Origin of the sequence: Sporolactobacillus spathodeae (assembly GCF_016908935.1) — a bacterium.
Classification (GTDB): domain Bacteria; phylum Bacillota; class Bacilli; order Bacillales; family Sporolactobacillaceae; genus Sporolactobacillus; species Sporolactobacillus spathodeae.
On sequence record NZ_JAFBEV010000016.1, the window covers coordinates 1 to 18,865 of the forward strand.

The 18,865-nt window shown below is 46.5% G+C and carries 16 protein-coding genes; 10 read left to right on the forward strand and 6 right to left on the reverse strand.

Translation table 11 applies throughout. From position 1 onward, the window contains the following. A partial coding sequence (locus JOC27_RS08890) for a hypothetical protein (protein ID WP_205006943.1) occupies positions 1-197 on the forward strand: 197 nt, incomplete at its 5' end. A gap of 154 nt (positions 198-351) precedes the next feature. On the opposite strand, the gene JOC27_RS08895 is transcribed toward JOC27_RS08890, so the two are convergent. The 5 genes from JOC27_RS08895 to JOC27_RS08915 all read right to left on the reverse strand — a co-directional run bounded on the left by JOC27_RS08895 (position 352) and on the right by JOC27_RS08915 (position 6,055). Next, positions 352-1,653: an NCS2 family permease gene (locus tag JOC27_RS08895; protein ID WP_205006990.1), complete on the reverse strand. Its 1,302-nt coding sequence runs from the start codon at positions 1,651-1,653 to the stop codon at positions 352-354. Positions 1,654-2,216: 563 nt separating this feature from the next. Continuing rightward, on the reverse strand, positions 2,217-2,387 hold the full coding sequence (locus JOC27_RS08900; RefSeq protein ID WP_205006944.1) for a hypothetical protein: 171 nt from the start codon (positions 2,385-2,387) through the stop codon (positions 2,217-2,219). Between the two features lie 320 nt (positions 2,388-2,707). Then, positions 2,708-4,084, reverse strand: a complete 1,377-nt coding sequence (locus tag JOC27_RS08905; RefSeq protein ID WP_205006945.1) for a sensor histidine kinase — start codon at positions 4,082-4,084, stop codon at positions 2,708-2,710. After that, positions 4,081-4,785 carry a winged helix-turn-helix domain-containing protein gene (locus JOC27_RS08910; RefSeq protein WP_205006946.1) on the reverse strand — a complete coding sequence of 235 codons (705 nt, stop codon included), beginning with the start codon at positions 4,783-4,785 and terminating at the stop codon, positions 4,081-4,083. The genes JOC27_RS08905 and JOC27_RS08910 overlap by 4 nt, the downstream gene beginning before the upstream one ends. 43 nt (positions 4,786-4,828) lie before the next feature. Then, positions 4,829-6,055, reverse strand: coding sequence for a hypothetical protein (locus JOC27_RS08915; RefSeq protein WP_205006947.1), 1,227 nt, complete (start codon positions 6,053-6,055; stop codon positions 4,829-4,831). A gap of 306 nt (positions 6,056-6,361) precedes the next feature. Between JOC27_RS08915 and JOC27_RS08920 the strand changes: the two genes are divergently transcribed. From JOC27_RS08920 to JOC27_RS08955, 8 genes are all read left to right on the forward strand, one after another. After that, positions 6,362-7,567: a serine hydrolase domain-containing protein gene (locus JOC27_RS08920; RefSeq protein ID WP_205006948.1), complete on the forward strand. Its 1,206-nt coding sequence runs from the start codon at positions 6,362-6,364 to the stop codon at positions 7,565-7,567. A gap of 115 nt (positions 7,568-7,682) precedes the next feature. Next, entirely contained in the window at positions 7,683-7,829 is a 147-nt protein-coding gene (locus tag JOC27_RS08925; RefSeq protein WP_205006949.1) for a teichoic acid D-Ala incorporation-associated protein DltX, read from the forward strand. A 13-nt stretch (positions 7,830-7,842) separates the two neighbouring features. Continuing rightward, entirely contained in the window at positions 7,843-9,357 is a 1,515-nt protein-coding gene (gene dltA, locus JOC27_RS08930) for a D-alanine--poly(phosphoribitol) ligase subunit DltA (protein ID WP_205006950.1), read from the forward strand. Further along, positions 9,354-10,523, forward strand: a complete 1,170-nt coding sequence (gene dltB / locus JOC27_RS08935; RefSeq protein ID WP_205006951.1) for a D-alanyl-lipoteichoic acid biosynthesis protein DltB — start codon at positions 9,354-9,356, stop codon at positions 10,521-10,523. The genes dltA and dltB overlap by 4 nt, the downstream gene beginning before the upstream one ends. Before the next feature lie 116 nt (positions 10,524-10,639). After that, complete coding sequence (dltC, locus tag JOC27_RS08940; protein WP_205006952.1) at positions 10,640-10,891, forward strand: D-alanine--poly(phosphoribitol) ligase subunit DltC; 252 nt, start codon at positions 10,640-10,642, stop codon at positions 10,889-10,891. Further along, entirely contained in the window at positions 10,888-12,075 is a 1,188-nt protein-coding gene (gene dltD, locus JOC27_RS08945; protein WP_205006953.1) for a D-alanyl-lipoteichoic acid biosynthesis protein DltD, read from the forward strand. The genes dltC and dltD overlap by 4 nt, the downstream gene beginning before the upstream one ends. A gap of 397 nt (positions 12,076-12,472) precedes the next feature. Next, positions 12,473-15,079 carry a bifunctional acetaldehyde-CoA/alcohol dehydrogenase gene (gene adhE / locus JOC27_RS08950; protein WP_205006954.1) on the forward strand — a complete coding sequence of 869 codons (2,607 nt, stop codon included), beginning with the start codon at positions 12,473-12,475 and terminating at the stop codon, positions 15,077-15,079. 338 nt (positions 15,080-15,417) lie between these two features. Continuing rightward, complete coding sequence (locus JOC27_RS08955; protein ID WP_205006955.1) at positions 15,418-16,413, forward strand: D-2-hydroxyacid dehydrogenase; 996 nt, start codon at positions 15,418-15,420, stop codon at positions 16,411-16,413. A gap of 51 nt (positions 16,414-16,464) precedes the next feature. On the opposite strand, the gene JOC27_RS08960 is transcribed toward JOC27_RS08955, so the two are convergent. Continuing rightward, the gene (locus tag JOC27_RS08960; protein WP_205006956.1) at positions 16,465-16,722 is read right to left on the reverse strand and encodes a hypothetical protein; all 258 of its coding nucleotides are present in this window, start codon (positions 16,720-16,722) and stop codon (positions 16,465-16,467) included. A gap of 130 nt (positions 16,723-16,852) precedes the next feature. On the opposite strand from JOC27_RS08960, the gene JOC27_RS08965 reads away from it, so the two are divergent. After that, positions 16,853-18,505 (forward strand): AMP-binding protein, encoded by a 1,653-nt coding sequence (locus JOC27_RS08965; RefSeq protein ID WP_205006957.1) that lies wholly within the window; start codon positions 16,853-16,855, stop codon positions 18,503-18,505. Positions 18,506-18,865 lie beyond the last annotated feature (360 nt).

Below are 18,865 nucleotides of genomic sequence, written 5' to 3' on the forward strand. Positions count from 1 at the left end.
GGGGCCGGCCCCCCTCACAGAAAAACGCCTTTCTCATCCCACAAACTGCTCCACATCAACTACCCTTTTTACACAATTATACTGGCTCAACTAAATTCGGTGCAACTTTCCTTGATTTAGGAGCGACTTTTTCGAAATTCGGTGCGACTTTTGCTCGATTTGGTGCAACTCTCGAAATTCGGTGCAACTTTCCTTGATTTAGGAGCGACTTTTTCGGAATTCGGTGCAACTTTTGCTCGATTTGGTGCAACTCTCAAAATTCGGTGCAATTTTCCTTGATTTTGCGCAAAAAAAAGGACCGAAGCTAAAAGCTTCGATCCCTTTTTAATTCAACTTTTATAAAAGAGGCTCTTATTTATAATTGAGTACCCAGAAGAAAACAAGGAAAACAACGAATAAGATATAAACAATCGGGTGAACTTTCTTGCCTTTGCCAGCGACGAGCATCGTGATCGGATAAACAATAAAGCCGAGCGCGATACCATCCGAAATGCTGTAAGTCAGCGGCATGCCAAGAACCGTCAGGAATGCTGGAACTGCAATTTCAAATTCATCCCACGGAATTTCTTTCAATGCAGATGCCATCAACACACCAACGATAATCAGGGCTGGCGCCGTAACTTGAGAAGTCACAACAGCCAGAAGCGGCGAGAACAGCATGCCGAACAGGAAGAGAATACCGGTAACAACAGCGGTAAATCCTGAACGGCCGCCGACAGCGATACCTGTTGATGATTCAATATAAGCAGAAGTCGGTGATGTACCAATCAACGAACCGACAAGCATCGATGTTGAATCAGCAAGCAGTGCGCGACCGACACGCGGCATTTTATTGTCTTTAATGAAACCAGCCTGCTGAGCGAGTCCAATCAGTGTACCGGCTGTATCAAAGAAAGTCACAAGCAGGAATGTCAGGACGACAACAGCGAGCTGCACCGTGTTGATGTCACTGAGATGGGACAGAGCTACACCGAAAGTCGGTGCCAGACTTGGCGCCGTCGAAACAATCGCGGACGGCAGCTGAATCAATCCGGTAATCATACCAAGAACGGAAGTCAGCACCATGCCGATGAAAATCGCGCCTGGAACTTTGCGAACCATCAAGATAATCGTAACAATCAAACCGAAAATTGTCAGCCAAGTCGTACCTACATTCAATGCTCCGAAAGCAACCATCGTATCTTTGTTTGCGACGATCAGGCCGCCTTCATGAAGACCGATGAACGCGATGAACAAACCAATGCCGGCTGCCATCGCCAGTTTCAAGCTCTGCGGAATAGCGTCGATAATCATTTCGCGCAGTTTGAAGATCGTAATAATGAAGAAAACAACAGCGGCAATAAACACACCTGCCAAAGCCGTCTGCCAAGGAATCTTCATGCCAAGCACAACAGTGTAAGCGAAGAAGGCATTTACGCCAAGGCCAGGAGCGATCGCAATCGGGTATTTAGCGACAATCCCCATAATGAGACAGCCTAGCGCACTTGCAATCGCCGTCGCTGTGAATACAGCACCTTTATCCATTCCAGATGCACCGAGAACCGCAGGATTGACAAAAAGTATGTAAGCCATCGAAATGAATGTCGTCAATCCAGCCAACGATTCGCGGCCAAGAGTTGTCTTTAACTCAGAGAACTGAAAATAACGGGACAACCAATTTTCGTTCACAAAAATCCTCCTCTTCAAAATTACTTGCCGCCCAAATGAAAGGATTCCACAACAGGAGCCTCTTCATTCAACTAGCCGAAACGTATAGAGAATAATGAAATACAGTTCAAAATAAATGGCCAGTCTGAGCGGCAAATTTCAATTGATTTTTGTACTTGTCCATTATATCAGCCCTAGAGAGAATCAGTCAACGAAAATACGAACGATCGCTATTCATCTCAACGTATCGTTCGTAAATAAGAGCGTTTTCTCATCAAATTTATCCTTTTTTCTACTATTAGAAGAACTTGGCTTGCCAAGTTCTTTTTTCCGATTTGGAGATCGCGGCTAGACTTTGGTGCGACTTTTGCTCAATTTGGTGCGACTCCTGAAATTCGGCCTAACTTTTGGATGATTCGGTCTAACTTTTGCTGACTGCCTAACTTTTCGCAGATTTGGTGTGACTTTGCTTGATTTTGGTGGGATTTCGAGCGGTTCGAGCACGGGGCTAAGTTCTGAGCGCTTTCCCCACTTTTCGAGCGGTTCAAAACTCGGTTCGAGCACGGGGGCTATGCTCTGAGCGCTTTCCCCCACTTTTCGAGTGGTTCAAGACTCAGTTCGCGCGCGGGGCTGACTTCGATTGGTTTCCCCCACTTTTCGAGCGGTTCGAACGCGGCCATGATTTCGATTGGTTTCCCCCACTTTTCGAGCGGTTCAAGACTCGGTTCGAACGCGGGCATAACTTCGACTGTTTCCCCTACTTTTCGAGCGGTTTCGGGCTCGGTTCGGGCGCTTTTCCAGCTTTTTTGAGCGGATCCGGTCCGATTTAGAGTGTGCGGCAAGGCTTTGAGCGATTTCGAATTATTTTTTTCAACGATGAGTTGCCTTATTCGGACACTGGATCAGCTTTTTCAGACACGGAACAGCAGATTTCGGACATTGACTCAATCCATCGAGCATTTGACTGTCATTCAACCGTTGCGCACGCCCGATAAGGCATTTGTTGCGAAATCTAAAAAGCTCAGCTTGCTTTGTCCGCGAGGAATTTGTACATGGGGACTCAATCGATAAAAAGCGGCAGTCGAACAGCAGCGATTGTTCCTTGGCGCGCATCACTTGAAAAAGCGAGCTGCCCCCCATGCTGCTCAATAATATTTTTTGAAATCGCCAGGCCAAGGCCAGAACCTTGGCCGTTCGCTTTCGTCTGATAAAAAGCATCCGTCAGATGTCGAATTTCTTCGCTGGAGACGGTCTCTCCCCAGTCTTGAACATTCAGGCAGGCTTCGTCCTGCTCTTCCCACAGGCTGATCGTGATTTCCGTATCTGGATCAGCGAATTTTATCGCATTATCAATCAAATTAATCAGCACTTGTTGGATGCGCATCCGATCACCAAGAATGACACCATGCCCATTGATTTTCAGATTTAATTTGCAGGGTTTTTCTTCCGCTTTCGGTTGAAGCGAAGCGGCTGACGCGCGAATCGCTTCATCTAGGCGCATGACCTCTTGTCTCAGTGTCATTTTATTCTGTTGAATTTTCGAGAAATCGAGCAAATCACTGACCAGTATTTTCAACCGCTCCGTTTCCTGATTGATCACATTGAGGCCCGCGTCGAGATCTTCCTTCGTTATTTTCGGATTCAGCAACATCGTTTCGCTCCAACCTTTGATTCCGGTCAGCGGTGTCAAAAGTTCATGCGAAATCGAGGAAATAAATTCATTTTTCAGCTTCTCCGTCTTCTGTATTTCATCGGCCATTTGATTCAAGGTCCGTGCCAGTATGCCAAGTTCCGCTTTGTAATCCTCTCTCATCCGCCGCTTGAAATTTCCCGTCGCCATATTTGATGAGACCTGAATGATGTGTTTCAGCGGCATGACAATCGATTCTGCAAAACGCAAGCTGACGAAGAATACAACTAAAGCAATGATTAACGCGCAGGCAAGCGACCCGCCGTAAATCACAAATAATTCTTGATCAACCGGCTTTAGTGAAGAAATATAGCGAAGAATATACGGTTTGCCATCAATCTGAATCGGATAATAAACAGCCATCACCTTTTCCTGAGTACCGGTGTTCCGTTCCACATTCGAGAAAGAGCGCCCCTCCAAAAGCCGATGATTCAACGGTGTTTGCGCATGGCTAATCAACCCTGTTGATGCGGCCACCATATTGCCATCGAGGTCCAGAACTTGCAGATCGGCATGCTTCACTCCGAAGCTATCCAGCACTTCGTTCATCGGATTGCCCCACCGATTAATGATCACATGCTTATTGAATTTCTGATAAATGGCATTGGAAGCCTGCGCATGCTCAAGCAGTGTTTCTTTAATCCCGTCATAGAAATAGCGATGAACCGCGGTCATCAGCACTGCCTCGCTCAGCGAGAGGGTCAGTGTTATTACCAACATGAAATAAAAAACGACGCGTCGTGTCATTCGCCCAGTCCACTCCAGATATAGCCTCTTCCCCAATGCGTTTTGATGTACTTCGGTTGCGCCGGATCATCTTCGATCTTCTGCCGAAGGCGACGGATATTGACATCAATGATTTTTGGATCGCCAACGAAATTTTCGCCCCAAACAGCATCAATTAGCTGATTGCGCGACAGCAGCTGGTTTTCATTGTTCATTAACGTTCGAATCAATTCAAATTCCGTAGGCGTTAGATCAATCGGTTCATCATTTTTATAAAAAAGTTCATCTTCTACAGTCAACTTGAAGATTCCGGTGACAAGAGCCTCAGGCTGTTCCGACGAATCATTGTTGTTTAGCCGGCGAAGCAGGGATTGGACGCGGGCAACCATTTCCGCCGGGCTGAATGGTTTGGTCATATAATCGTCGGCGCCGATGGTCAATCCATGTATTTTATCAGATTCCTGAACCCTTGCTGTCAAAATGATGATTCCGGTTTTCATCCCACTCTCTCTTATTTTTTTGCACACTTCAAAACCGCTAAGCCCCTCAAGCATCACATCCAACAAGGCGATGCGTATATCCGGATGTTCTTTTAAAAGCTGGAGCGCTTCCTCGCCGCGGCCTGCCTCATAAACTTCAAAGTCTGCGTATTTTAAATTAAGAACAATAAAACTTCGAATCGACAATTCATCTTCTAAAACAAGAATCTTATCCTTTGCCACCTCGAGCTCCTCCTGTCCCCTTCATAAACCAATTTGCTTGTTTCTATTCATCTTGATCAGCTGAATAAACACCAAATTTAATCACCGAAGCATTGTCTTTATAGGCCGCCGGAATCGCGAAAACTTGATGCGCGGATGCGCCAATTCGAATCCAGCCGGTATACGCGCCACGCGTCCATTGTTGCTTTGGAATCCAGTATATCGATAAATAAGATTTTCCTGTGTTCTGTTTATTAAACGTGATATGTGTCGCTGTCTCATTCGCAAGAACGAGGCTGCCCGCCGTATTGATCGGAAAATCGACAAAAAAATGATGCGATACATTGTAATAGCGTTCCGTTGGCCGCTGTGGATTGAGCGAGTAAAAGGGAATCGAACTTTGATCGGTGTTCGTTCCTCCGAATCGAGCTGTTCCGGGAATTAAGGCCGCCGCGTGCAGCGCAGAAGATAAGCGCTGCAAGGAAAATGGATGGTGGCGGACAAGCGCCCGATTTGACGCACGCAGTTGGTTGCGCATCTGATTGACATCTGCGTCAGCGTCTGGCAAGTCGTTCAATTGGCCAATTTCAGGAACTGCCAGCATCATCTTTGAAGATGCAATCAGTCCTTGAACCTGCTTAAAAGTAGCGACTGGCTGACGTCTGTCTAGCGCTGGAGACGGTAGACCCCCCAGTGCATAATCGATAAATCGCGAGCGACGCGTGTACGGATTCGTCTGAATCAAAGCCAGATGTATCTTGAAACGATTGTCAAAATAGCCATAAATCCATCCATTGAAAGATGTTTCGATAAGCTTGACCACTTTTCCTTGTTTCATGGAATACACATACAGCAAATTCTCTGGAAAATGTTCAACGGTCATCACAAGCTGCGATTCATGATTCGGTCCCGAATCTAGCCAAGCGATCTTGACCACTTTTCCGGCGGTAATCGGCTGATTATAGATCCGATGCCAATGCCCACCCTGGCTATTCATTATCGAAAGGTAGAGCGTGCCATTAGATGTCTCATAAAAAAAAGCGCTCTGCCCGGCTGTCCCCTTTTGCAGCGTGAGCCGCATAATCTTTCCTTTCAGTGTCGAAGCGGCTGGTGTCACCAAATGTGCTCCTTCGGGAATCAGCCCGGAAATTTCGCGCAGCAATTGCTGATTGTCTTTCGTCAGGTCGGGCTGTTGAATTAACGCAGAAGGCTGCTTTAACAGCGCGCAGCCCGAAAGAAGCACGAGCAGCACGACGGCAAGCAGCATCCGTCCCATACGCGATCGATTCATCAAGCTCTCTCCCATCTTCATTTATCTTACAACCATTGAATGATTCGTGTTTCAATCGCCGCATGCGGGAGTTACGCGAAACAATCGCTTTTCAAAAAATTTGTCTCAATGTTATTCCTCTTCTTTATTATCTATTTTTACCTGAAAAGAATCGGTAACAAAAAGGTTACGATCTTGTCATTTAAGACAATTTTAGCAGTCCGGAGACTAATTATTTGGTGATGAATGATTCGCAGAATAAACAGCTGCTTAAATAATCTCCTGTTTATCTCTTGGCCGGTTCATCAAGATGGAGGGAACGATTTCATGAAAAAACACGGCAAGCGGCCCGCGTGGATACCTGCTTTATTCAGCTTCTTGCTGCTGCTCGGGCTTGGATGGGTCGGGTATTCCATCTGGCCATTCATCGCTGCATCGGGCACTGCCAACGTCTCCGCACATTCAAGTGCAAAGACCGCTGTAGCGCATCCTTCAAAGCAGCAACAGATGGCGCGAAAAGAGGCGCCAGCAAGAAAAAAAGCGGTAGGAAAATTTCTTAAAAAAGAGAAGGCGATTGACCGCATCTTAAATCAGACAGGTTTTTCCGGTACCGCTGTTGTCGTCAGCCACGGACAAATCGTCCTTGATAAGGGGTACGGGCTCAGCGACTTGCGTACGCGAAAGCCGAATACGGTGCTGACCCGCTATTATATCGGTTCGATGACAAAAGCCGTTACCGCGGCAGCCTTCATGCAGCTGCGCCAGCATGGATGGATTGACTTTAGAACACCCGTATCTCAGTTCTATCCCAATTTTCCAAATGGAAACCGGCTGCAAATGATTGATCTGCTTGACCATGTCTCCGGTCTGGGCGGGGACAGCGAGTCGATGCAACCCTTGACCCGCGATCAGTTAGTCGCGAAAATTGCCCGTTTAAATCCGAAACTTCGAAGCAAACCCGGAACAGTCTGGAGCTATCAAGATACGAATTACGCCTTGCTTGGCGCTATATTAGATAAAATTTGCGAAACACATTATCACGAAAACTTGCACGCTTATATACAGCAATCGATCTATTCGGTCGCTGGCATGAAGAACAGCGGGTTCGGTATCACCGGTGAACAATCGGCCAATCGTTCAATTCCTTATTTACGTCATGGAAAAGTGACCTTTGAAGCTTTTGCACCTTCGTTCTCGCAGTTGCTTGGCTGCGGCGATGTGTACGCGACGTCATGGGATCTCTACCTTTTCGACCATGCTTTGGCAACGGGACGTCTGATGTCATCGTCAAGTCTTCATGAATTATTAACAAGTCGTTTCCACGGAACTTCATATTCCATGGGCTGGTATCTGAACCGGCATGGATGGGGCGCCGGTACCAACTCTAGTCACGGCGTTCTCGGTGGCTGGAACGGCAGCAATGCATTTTCCAAAGATGGTCAGAATTATCTCATTCTGCTTTCGAATGTCAAGAGTTCGCAAGTGCAATTGGCTGTTCTGAACCGTAAAATTTTCGCGATTCTTTCTAACTAAGAAAAACCTTGCTTAACCATGTCCTTTTCTACAAATGCGCTTCGGCTGCTCGCTTGCCGCATATTCGCGTAAAGTCTTATACATTCTTAGCCATAAAAAAGGGAGCTGAATCATTATGAATCCAGTCACACATTGGTACCATAAACCGCTCGTCATTTGGCTGACACATACCTTATTTTACACCGTTATTCTTTTCAGTTTAATTGTCATTTACGGTTTTGCTGCTGCACATACCGGCACATTTATTTACAGTGACTTTTAAGGGGGTGCTTTCAATGAATATTTTAAATGAAATCAAGAAATGGGCCGAACAGACCCCGGATCATGTTTGTTTTCAGCATCGCGCGGAGCAGCTGACGTATCAGCAGCTTGACGAACGCTCCAATGCGGTTGCCCGCTGGATTGAAGAAACTTTTCCCGATGATCGCACGCCAATTATGGTGCATGGGCATATGGGCACAGAAATGCCGGTCCTCTTTCTCGCTTGCGTGAAATCGGGCCATGCGTATATTCCTGTCGATCAGTCCGTGCCATCGGAACGCATCTCATTGATTGCAGAAAGCGCGCAATCTCGGCTGATTTTCACGAGTAGCCCAGAATCGTTGCCTGCGCTTAACTTGCAGGCTATCGCTTCCGAACAATTAAAGCATATTCAGAGCGTTTATCAGGGGCAGCAGCCAGAAGCGGATGCGCAGGTTGGCGCGGAAGATACGTTTTATATCATTTACACGTCCGGTAGTACCGGTCGTCCGAAAGGCGTGCAGATTCCGCGCCGATCGCTTGAAAGTTTCGTTCGCTGGATGACTGGCGATTTCGGATTCACATCAGAGGATGTGTTCCTCAATCAGGCGCCATTTTCATTTGACCTCTCTGTTATGGATCTCTATCCATCGCTTGTGACAGGAAGCACACTCTGGGCTGTGGACAAAGAAATGATCAGTTTTCCAAAGGAATTATTCGCCTCTTTTGCTGCCTCTGGCATCACTGTCTGGACCTCGACGCCTTCCTTTGCGGAAATGTGTCTGATGGATCCGTCGTTCACGGATACGATGCTTCCGGAGCTGCATACATTCCTGTTCTGCGGCGAAACATTGCCTGTAACGATTGCCCGTAAGTTGCGCGATCGTTTCCCGAAAGCGCGAATCATTAATACTTATGGACCGACTGAAACAACCGTAGCTGTCACTTCGATCGAAATCACTGAAAAGATGCTGCAGTCGGATCAGGCTTTTCCGGTCGGCGCGTGCAAACCAGAGGGACGGATCCTGATTCTCGATTCGGATGGTACCGAGATGGTGGAAGGTCAGAAAGGCGAGATCGTGATCTGCGGGGCGAGCGTCGGTAAAGGCTACCTTGGTCAACCGGAGAAAACGGCTGAAGCTTTCACGATCGTTGATGGGCTGCCAGCCTATCACACGAAAGACGTTGGCCTGTTGAAGAATGGTTTACTTTACTACTTTGGCCGTATGGATCATCAGATCAAATTGCATGGCTTTCGGATGGAATTAGAAGAAATTGAGCATGTGCTGTCAACATGCAGCCTCGTAAAACAGGCACTCGTTCTTCCCGTTAAGAAAGGAGATCGTTACGATCATTTGATTGCAATGGTTGTGCCTGAAGACGCGCCGTTTGATGCCAGTTACAAGTTGACAAACGCAATACGCAAGGAAATTGCTGAGACATTGCCGGGCTACATGATCCCGCGTAAATTTATCTATCAGCCGACATTTCCAATGACCGCGAACGGAAAAGTCGATCGGAAAGCGCTGCTTGCTGAGGCCGCTCAATGACGTCATTCATTCCTTACGCGTCTTTCCGCTTTTTTGTTTTAATCGGCGTTCTGCTTCTACCCGTTATCCTGATCGGCCTCCGAGGCAGACGTTGGCAGGCTTATAATAATTTCCTTGCGTGTCTCATGCTTGTTTTGATATTCGGTTCGAAACCCTTGCAATTGGTTTCCTTGCTTGTTTTTCTCGTCTGGCAGCTTACGTTGATTCGCGGTTACCTGGCGATTCGGCAGAAGCATAATTCGGCACCGATCTTTTATCTGATGATTGCACTTTCTGTGCTGCCACTGTTTCTTGTGAAGCTGTCAATGGACGTGTCAGCACTTAGTTTTCTTGGTTTTCTCGGCATCTCCTACGTGTCTTTTCGTTCGATCGAAATGCTGATGAATATTCGGGATGGAGCAATCAAGACGGTCACACTATGGCGCGTTTTTCGTTTTATTGCCTTCTTCCCGACGATTTCATCGGGGCCGATTGACCGCTATAAACGTTTTGAAAAAGACGAAGAACACGTACCGAGCGGCGCAGAATACAGAACACTGCTTTATCAAGGTTTGAATAAAATTTTTATCGGCTTTCTTTACAAATATATTATCGGTTATCTGGTCTACAAATACTGGCTCGGTTCACCGCTGCTCGCTTCCAATTCGGTTCAAAGTATCTGGCTGTATATGTACGGCTACAGTATGTATCTCTTTTTCGACTTTGCCGGTTACAGCCAGTTCGCAATCGGTGTCAGCTATCTGCTCGGTATTAAAAGTCCAGAAAACTTCAATCTACCGTTTCTCAGCCGCAATATGAAAGATTTCTGGAATCGCTGGCATATGTCGTTGTCGTTCTGGTTCCGAGATTTCATTTATATGCGTTTCGTTTATACAGCGGTCAAAAAGAAATGGCTGAAAGATCGCTATTTGATCGGTGATATAGGTATTACGATTAATTTCCTGGTGATGGGCTTCTGGCACGGATTTCTCTTGCAATATATTATTTACGGAATCTACCACGCGATTGCTTTTATCACCTGTGATCGCTGGGAGCGATTCAACAAGAAGCATCACTTGATTCCGAAAGACAATAAATGGGTCAACGCGCTTGCGATTCTTGTGACGTTCCACGTCATCTGTTTCAGCTTCCTGATTTTCTCAGGTCGACTCAATTTTCTTTGGTAAACGGCAAAATCGAGAAAAACTTGGCTTTGCCAAGGTGCTTCGGCTGCTCGCTTCCAACTTACGCACCGATCATATACATTCTTTACTAGCAAAAATAAAAAATGGGGGTCTTAGAAATGAAAGAAATAACAGCAGATTTTAAAGACAAAGTTTATTCAATTCTTGCAGAAGCTTGTGAATCGGATGAAGTGAAGGAAAATCCAGACGTTCGCATCTTTGATGAAGGCCTGCTCGATTCATTCGGCACAATCTCCCTTGTTGTCGCAATCGAAGAACAATTGGGCATTGAAGTACCGATTTCAGAATTCAACCGTGAAGAATGGGCCACGCCAAATATGATTGTCCAGAAGCTGGCTGATCGGCAGTGAAGACTTTCCGATTTGGACCGATGATTCTTGCCGTTCTGATTGTGCTCTCGATTGTATTAATGCCTCTTTCCATCGAGCGCGCGCTCATTCCTTCGGGAACAGTCAAGAAAGCCGCGTCCAGCCTTGATCCTCATATTTTTCAAGGCATGCTCTTGCAGCAGAAAATGCTCGAAGACAAAAGCTATCTGCCCATTTATGGATCGTCGGAACTCTTGCGTCTCAACCGATACCATCCGACCAATTATTTTAAGGTCCACCCGGAAGGCTTTACGCCTTTTCTAATCGGGCGCGGCGGCATGTACTCGCTGGTTCACACGCTCAATCTGGCAACAACGGGCAAGGCGCTCAACAAGAAAAAAATTGTTATTATTCTTTCACCGGAATGGTTCACAAAGCAAGGATTACAAAAAGTTCATTTTGATCCGAACTTTTCCAAGGAGCAAACGTATTATCTGATGTTCCATCACACAGTGAATCCTAAATTGCGAGAAAAGATCGCGCGCCGCCTGCTGCAATTCAGTTTTATCCGTAGCGATCATAATCTTGCGACCCTGCTTCGTAATGCTGCATATCCAGGTTCTGTTTCCAAACCTACGTTGGCACTGGCAACCGCGCAGGGCTATCTAACTTATAAAGTGCTGACGCTGCACGATTATCTGTCAGCTTATCGAATTAAACCGGGCTATAAGAAAAGTCAACGCCAGAAACCTGATCCAGCACTAGCAGACAAGAGCTGGGCGCAATTGAAGGCCGATGCCAAAAAGAGCACAGCCAGCGCAACCGATACTAATCGCTTTCATATTCTCACGTCTCTTTACAATCAGCATCTTCGCGGAAAAATTGCTTCCTTTAAGGGCTATCGGCATACGGAAAGTTATAATCAATCGCCAGAATACGGCGACTTGCAATTACTACTTGACCTGCTGAAGGCGAAACATGTCAAAGCGCTTTTCGTGTCCGTGCCGTTCAACGGCAAATGGTACGATTACGCTGGCGTTTCGAAAGCACGACGCGACGTCGCCTATCGCAATATCGCCCATGAAGTCAAAAGCAACGGTTTCCAACTTGCCGATTTCTCACGCTTCGACAGTAAACCGTATTTCATTCAAGACACAATGCACATTAGTCCGATGGGCTGGGTCTATATCGATCAAGCGATCGAGCAATTCTACAAAAAAAACTAAATGACTCCTTCTCCAGCTGCCTCAAAGGCCCATCTGTCCTCGAGGCATTTTTTTTTTTAGCTATTTTACGAAAAACTTGGCGTATCCAAAAGTTGCGCTTCGGCTACTCGGCTTGCCGCGGGCGATCCATGAGCCTCTACTTTGGTTGATGTTCCGCCTAACTCAGCTGATTGAACATGCTACTCTGCTGATAACACGGCCTACTCTGTCGGCGCCGTACCTACTATCCCTAATTATGACAACGCTTTCATTCATTGTTCAAAACTTTTTTACTATCTTGTGACGGGCGCATAAAATTGTTTGCACAAAAACGAGGTTTAGCATTACAGTATATATGTGAATTATTTCACATATAAATAACTATTCTTATCAAGAGTTTTTAGGGAGGTCATAAATCATGGCAATTGAAGAACATTCATTGGAGAATCACGAAACACCCGTGAGGAACGAGATCGACGATCTGGTTGCCCATGCTCAGGAAGCTGTGCAAGATTTTGCCCCACTCGATCAGAAACAGATTGATGAAATCGTTCATCAAATGGCGCTTGCCGGCCTTGACCAGCATATGAACCTTGCAAAAATGGCTGTCGATGAAACAAAGCGCGGCGTTTATGAAGATAAGATGATCAAAAATATTTTCGCAACCGAATACATCTATAACAGTATCAAGAAAAATAAAACGGTCGGCGTCCTCACTGAAGATCCGTACGCCGAGACCGTTCAGCTTGCCGAGCCTATCGGCGTGATCGCCGGTGTGACACCGGTCACCAATCCGACGTCGACGACGATGTTCAAGGCATTGATTGCGGTCAAAACAAAGAATCCGATTATCTTCGCCTTCCATCCGTCCGCCCAGAAATCGAGTGCCGCCGCCGCGAAAACACTGCGCGATGCCGCGGTTAAAGCCGGAGCACCAGAGCACTGCATTCAATGGATCGAGAGGCCGTCACTTGCTGCCACCCAGGCGTTGATGCACCATCCCGGCGTTGCCTTAATCCTTGCGACCGGCGGTTCTGGCATGGTCAAAGCTGCCTATAGCTCCGGAAAGCCGGCAATCGGCGTTGGACCCGGCAATGTCCCTTGTTATATTGAGAAGACTGCCGATATCAAACAGGCCGCAAACGATTTGATGCTGTCGAAAACCTTTGATAACGGGATGATCTGCGCTTCAGAGCAAGCCGTCATCATCGACAAAGATATCTACGCAGCCGTGAAAAAAGAGCTGCTTGATAATAATTGCTATTTTCTCAATCCAAAGGAAAAAGAAGCCATTGAAAAACTAGTGATCGATCCGCGAAAATGTGCCGTCAATCCGCAGATCGTCGGCAAACCCGCTTCTTTTATCGCATCGCTTGCTGGTATCACCGTCCCTCAGGATACCAAGATTCTAATCGCTGAACTGAAAACAGTCGGCCCAGAATCGCCGCTATCCCGCGAGAAACTGAGTCCGGTCCTTGCCTGCTACAAAGCTGATACAACAGAAGAAGGCTTCAAGCGCTGTGAAGAAATGATCGCCTTCGGCGGTAGCGGACATTCCGCTGTCATTCATTCCAATGACACGGCCGTGCGGGACGCATTCGCGCGTCGTATGAAAGTCGGCCGGATCATCGTTAACGCGCCGTCTTCACTCGGCGGTATTGGTGATATCTACAATCATTTCATCCCTTCCCTGACGCTTGGTTGCGGCAGTTACGGCGGCAATTCTGTATCGACAAACGTCGGCACCGCCAACCTGATCAACATTAAAACGATGGCCAACCGCCGCAATAATATGCAGTGGTTTAAGGTTCCGCCGAAAATTTATTTCGAGAAAAACGCGACCAAATACTTAGCGCAGATGCCAGCAATCTCCCGCGCGTTTATTGTCACCGATCCCGGCATGGTTCAATTCGGTTATGTCGACCGCGTGATTCATTTTCTGGAGCAGCGTCCGAATCTCGTCCGCTATGAAGTATTCTCAGATGTTGAGCCGGATCCTTCGGTAGCAACAGTCATGAAGGGTACAGAACGGATGCGTCAATTCGCGCCTGATGTGATCATCGCGCTCGGCGGCGGCTCAGCGATGGACGCTGCAAAAGGGATGTGGCTTTTCTATGAAAGTCCGGAAACCGATTTCTTCGGTAGCAAACAGAAGTTTCTGGATATCCGCAAACGCGTCTTCAAGTTCCCTGAGCTCGGCAAAAAGGCAAAATTCGTCGCGATTCCGACAACCTCCGGGACCGGTTCAGAGGTGACCTCGTTCGCCGTTATTACCGACAAGGAAAATGACATGAAGTACCCGCTCGCCGACTACGCGCTCACACCAAATGTTGCGATCATTGATCCCGAGTTCGTTATGACCGTTCCGAAACGTGTGCTCGCCGATTCAGGGCTCGATGTGTTGACCCATGCGATTGAAGCCTATGTGTCGAATATGGCCAATGATTTTACAGACGGTCTCTGCATCAAAGCGATTCAACTCGTCTTTGAATACCTGCCACGTTCCTATCGTGATCCAGGTGACCGGCTCGCTAAAGAAAAAATGCATAACGCCGCGACAATTGCCGGCATGGCTTTTTCCAATGCCTTTCTCGGTATCAACCACAGTCTGGCGCACAAGCTCGGCAATGAATTTCACCTGGCCCATGGCCGCTGCTGCGCTTTGCTAATGCCACATGTGATTCGTTTCAATGGACTAAAACCAACCAAATTTGCCGCTTTCCCGAAATACAGTCATTTTATCGCTGACGCGCGCTATGCAGAACTTGCCCGAATCATCGGTGTGCCTGGCAAAACGACAGAAGAAGGCGTCGAAAATCTCGTGCAGGCGATCAAGAAACTGGAAATGGAATTAGCGATCCCGCTGAGTATCGAAGCGAACGGCGTCAGTAAGGAAGCTTTCGACAAAGCAGTCGATAAACTGGCCAATAAAGCTTTTGAGGACCAATGTACCACTGCTAATCCGAAAATGCCGCTTGTCAGCGAACTTGCTGAAATTTATCGTCAAGCCTTTAAAGGAATTTGATCGACAATCTTTTTATAAAAAGTCGCTTTTCAAAACGTTTCAACCGAATTTTTTAGATAGAATCCTTCCTGAACCCGCTTGTCCGCACTGGGCAGCGGGTTTCACGCGCCCGCTGAGAAAGATCGATCATACCCGTTCATGACTGCTGTGCGGCTTTTTTCGGGCAGGATATATTGGGAGCGTGCTCCGTTTCCTTGCGTGGCAAAAATATGGAACCAATTCATTCTGTTGTGCTTTAACGCTGACTAGCGTTATTCCGGATACGTTTACAAGAGCGATTTTGATCCATTAAACTAAAATCAAGACTACAAATTTAACACCTTGGAGGATGACCTGCCATGCGACTACTTGCCTATCATGCCTTTGAAGATGAACTTCCTGAAATTCATAAATGGTCCGAAACAAACGGAATCGAGGTTGTGGTCTCGCCCAATCTGCTGACTGCTGCGACTGTTGATGAAGCGAAAGGTTTTGACGGCATCTCGATTCAGCAGACAGAACGGATCAGTGATCCGGTCGTTTATCAGAAATTGCACGAATTCGGTATCCGTCAGATTTCGACACGAACCGCTGGATTCGATGTCATTGACCTTGTACAAGCGGCAAAAAATCATCTGATTATCACCAACGTGCCTGCCTACTCGCCCTATGCGATCGCTGAGTTGGCTGTTGCTCAGACACTGCAGCTCACGCGTCATCTGCCACAATTTAACAAACGATTTGCCAACCAGGATTTTCGCTGGAATGGCCTGATCTCACGCGAAATCCGATCCTTGACGATCGGCATTATCGGAACCGGCCGAATCGGCGCCACAGCGGCTGAACTGTTCCGCGGACTGGGGGCGCGCGTCATTGGTTTCGATGTCTATCCGAATCCGCAACTTGGCAATATCCTTGAGTACCAGGAAACCATTGAAGACGTTCTAAAAGAAGCCGATGTTGTATCGCTGCACACGCCGTTGATGGCTGCGACCCGCCATATGATTGATAAAGACAATCTAAAATTGATGAAAAAGGATGCCTACCTGATCAACGTTGCCCGCGGCGCGCTTGTGAACACGGATGATTTAATCGCCGCCCTGGAAAACGGGCAGATTGCCGGTGCTGCTCTGGATGCCTTCGAAAGCGAGTGGTTTAATAATCAGGATTTGAGCGGCAAACCCTTCAACGAGCCGCAAATCACGAAACTGATGGCGATGGACAATGTTTTACTGACGCCGCACATCGGCTTTTACACCAAAACCGCCGTCAAGAATATGGTCGATGTCTGCCTTGATAGTGTCGTTGAAATTCTTCAGACCGGAACAAGCGTGAATCGCGTCGACCATCATTAATTTTTAAGAAAAGGAAGCCGCTCGTTTTCAGGTGGCTTCCTTTTCTTTTTATCAAGTCGATGCAACAATCATCTTGGCTATCAGATATTCGTCGACGTAATGATCGTCCGACCAGACATCCCTGTTCAAAGGCGCCAACCGTATTCGTGTGCTCCCGCGATAGTCTGTTTTCGAAATCAGCAATGGACTGTGCCGCCTCAATGGCATATTCTGAGGCAAACGCTTCCGGATTCGCCTGAAGTGCTTCCAACCTGAGTGTGCCCGATAGTCTGCCGCATCTCGCTCCATTAACGCTCTGTATTCAATCATCTGACCGACTTTAAATTATTTGATTGTTGATCATTCAACCATATGATGGTATAACAATCTCATGCCGCATGGTATCTGTCCGAGCAAACGCAACCATTGGTAAACTGCGAAAAATCAGGGGTACAAGAAAATGATTACAAAAAGACTGAATAAGGCCACTAATTATCTAAATTTTCGGGAATTGTTATACAGCAGTGCACAAAAATACGCAAAAAGGCCTGCCTTTCAGATAAAAATAGGAAACGGAAATTATCAAAATATCACTTATTCTCAACTCAAGGATGAATACAGGGCATTAAGCACACATTTTCTCAATCTTCACCTATTTGGAAAGCGAATCGCAGTCATTGGCAAAAACAGCTACAGATGGGGGCTGCATTATCTGTGTGCTGCCACCGTCGGCGTTGTTGTAGCCATTGACCATGAACTTTCACCTGAAGATATGCGTGATTTCATTTCTTCTGCCGACTGCTCAGCGGTCTGTGCGGACTCAGAAATACTCGAACACCTGAAGCCGTTTATTAAGAGCGATCTATTACTCTTGCCTTTGCAAGAAAACATACCGACAATGCCTGCGGACGATAGTCGAATTGACACGCTTTCGATTAATGAGAATGAAATGAGCATTCTTATTTTCACTTCAGGTACAACCGGAAATTCCAAGGGTGTCTGTCTTTCTCAAAAGAACATCTGCTCGAATATCTTTTCAACCTCAAGGATTGTTAAAATCACGTCTCATGATAAAACGCTTTCAATATTGCCCCTTCACCACACGTACGAATGTACGTTGAACTGTTTGCTTATCCTGTCACGTGGCGCCTGTATCGCTTATGCAGACAGTCTGAACGCCATTCGCCATAATATTCAGGAATACAGTCCCACCATTCTTGTAGTTGTTCCCGCTTTACTTGAACTTTTAGACAAACGCATTCAAGCGACGATCACAAAAGGCTGTCCTGAAAAATATCAATCAAAATTCAAAAAAGCTTCCATTTCAGAGTCTTTTCGGAATTTGCCGATCCTTCTGCGTCTAGTTATTCGCAAAAAGGTAAAAAAAGCGCTTGGGGGTAAAATGTACACATTCATTGTCGGCGCGGCCGATCTATCACCTACTGTCGTCGCGGATTTCCAGGCACTCGGCTTTCGCGTTTTACAGGGCTATGGACTCACCGAATGCGCCCCTCTGCTGGCAGCAAACAACGATTTCTATTTCAATGCTAGATCAACCGGTGTGGCTATTCCCGGCGTTGAATTGATCATTGATAATCCCAACGAGTTTGGTGTCGGCGAAATCCTTGCAAAAGGCGATAACATCATGTCTGGCTATTACAACGATCCCGTAGCCACAGCCAACGCTTTCCGTAACGGTTTTTTTCGTACCGGTGATTTGGGATGTATGGACAAGGACGGCGCATTGTATATCAAGGGCCGTATGAAGAATGTCATTATAACAGCTAATGGCAAAAATATTTATCCGGAGGAATTAGAAGCACGGCTTTTGGAAAAGACATTCATTAGCGAGGCCCTTATTCTTTCAGGAAACTACCGCCACGGAGAAACCTGTGTCAAAGCTAAAATCTTTCCTAATTTTAAACAAATCACGGAAATAATCGGTCATCTGCCTACCAAGGAAGAAATCGATGCCATTGTCAAATCGATCGTCGATGAAGTGAATAACAAAATGCCTAGTTATAAACATATTAAGGTGTTCGAAATTCTTGAAAAGGAATTTGAAAAAACAACAACGAAGAAAATCATACGATACGGTACAAATTTAGCTTAATTGCTTTATTGATTATTTCATTATTGCTAGATGATTTTGCCCATTTTTCATGATGCAGCTATCTCACTAGCAAACAAACACTATGTGTCATAGGCTTTTTTTGCTATGGAAAGAGGAATGTCCCCCGAAGCAGCAACGTACCCTTTCAATTCAGGGTACGTTGCTGCTTCTCTGATTCATCCAAGACTAAATAAACCGATGAGATCGCTATTTTTCATCAAAATCTACCAAGATGTGTGATCGATGTGTGATCATTGATCAAATTATCCACAAAATCATAGTGATTTCTTCCATTCGAAACAGCAAAACAAATAGCTACTCTAAACGGCTTTTCCCAGGCGCCAGAGCGTCTGTACCACA

Bases quoted from the DNA above. Each gene is read 5' to 3' on its own strand.
- adhE (WP_205006954.1), top strand. From the start codon at position 12,473: ATGGCAATTGAAGAACATTCATTGGAGAATCACGAAACACCCGTGAGG.
- JOC27_RS08955 (WP_205006955.1), top strand. From the start codon at position 15,418: ATGCGACTACTTGCCTATCATGCCTTTGAAGATGAACTTCCTGAAATT.
- JOC27_RS08920 (WP_205006948.1), top strand. From the start codon at position 6,362: ATGAAAAAACACGGCAAGCGGCCCGCGTGGATACCTGCTTTATTCAGC.
- JOC27_RS08925 (WP_205006949.1), top strand. From the start codon at position 7,683: ATGAATCCAGTCACACATTGGTACCATAAACCGCTCGTCATTTGGCTG.
- JOC27_RS08900 (WP_205006944.1), bottom strand. From the start codon at position 2,387: ATGCCCGCGTTCGAACCGAGTCTTGAACCGCTCGAAAAGTGGGGGAAA.
- JOC27_RS08915 (WP_205006947.1), bottom strand. From the start codon at position 6,055: ATGAATCGATCGCGTATGGGACGGATGCTGCTTGCCGTCGTGCTGCTC.
- JOC27_RS08960 (WP_205006956.1), bottom strand. From the start codon at position 16,722: ATGATTGAATACAGAGCGTTAATGGAGCGAGATGCGGCAGACTATCGG.
- dltA (WP_205006950.1), top strand. From the start codon at position 7,843: ATGAATATTTTAAATGAAATCAAGAAATGGGCCGAACAGACCCCGGAT.
- JOC27_RS08965 (WP_205006957.1), top strand. From the start codon at position 16,853: ATGATTACAAAAAGACTGAATAAGGCCACTAATTATCTAAATTTTCGG.
- dltC (WP_205006952.1), top strand. From the start codon at position 10,640: ATGAAAGAAATAACAGCAGATTTTAAAGACAAAGTTTATTCAATTCTT.
- JOC27_RS08905 (WP_205006945.1), bottom strand. From the start codon at position 4,084: ATGACACGACGCGTCGTTTTTTATTTCATGTTGGTAATAACACTGACC.
- dltB (WP_205006951.1), top strand. From the start codon at position 9,354: ATGACGTCATTCATTCCTTACGCGTCTTTCCGCTTTTTTGTTTTAATC.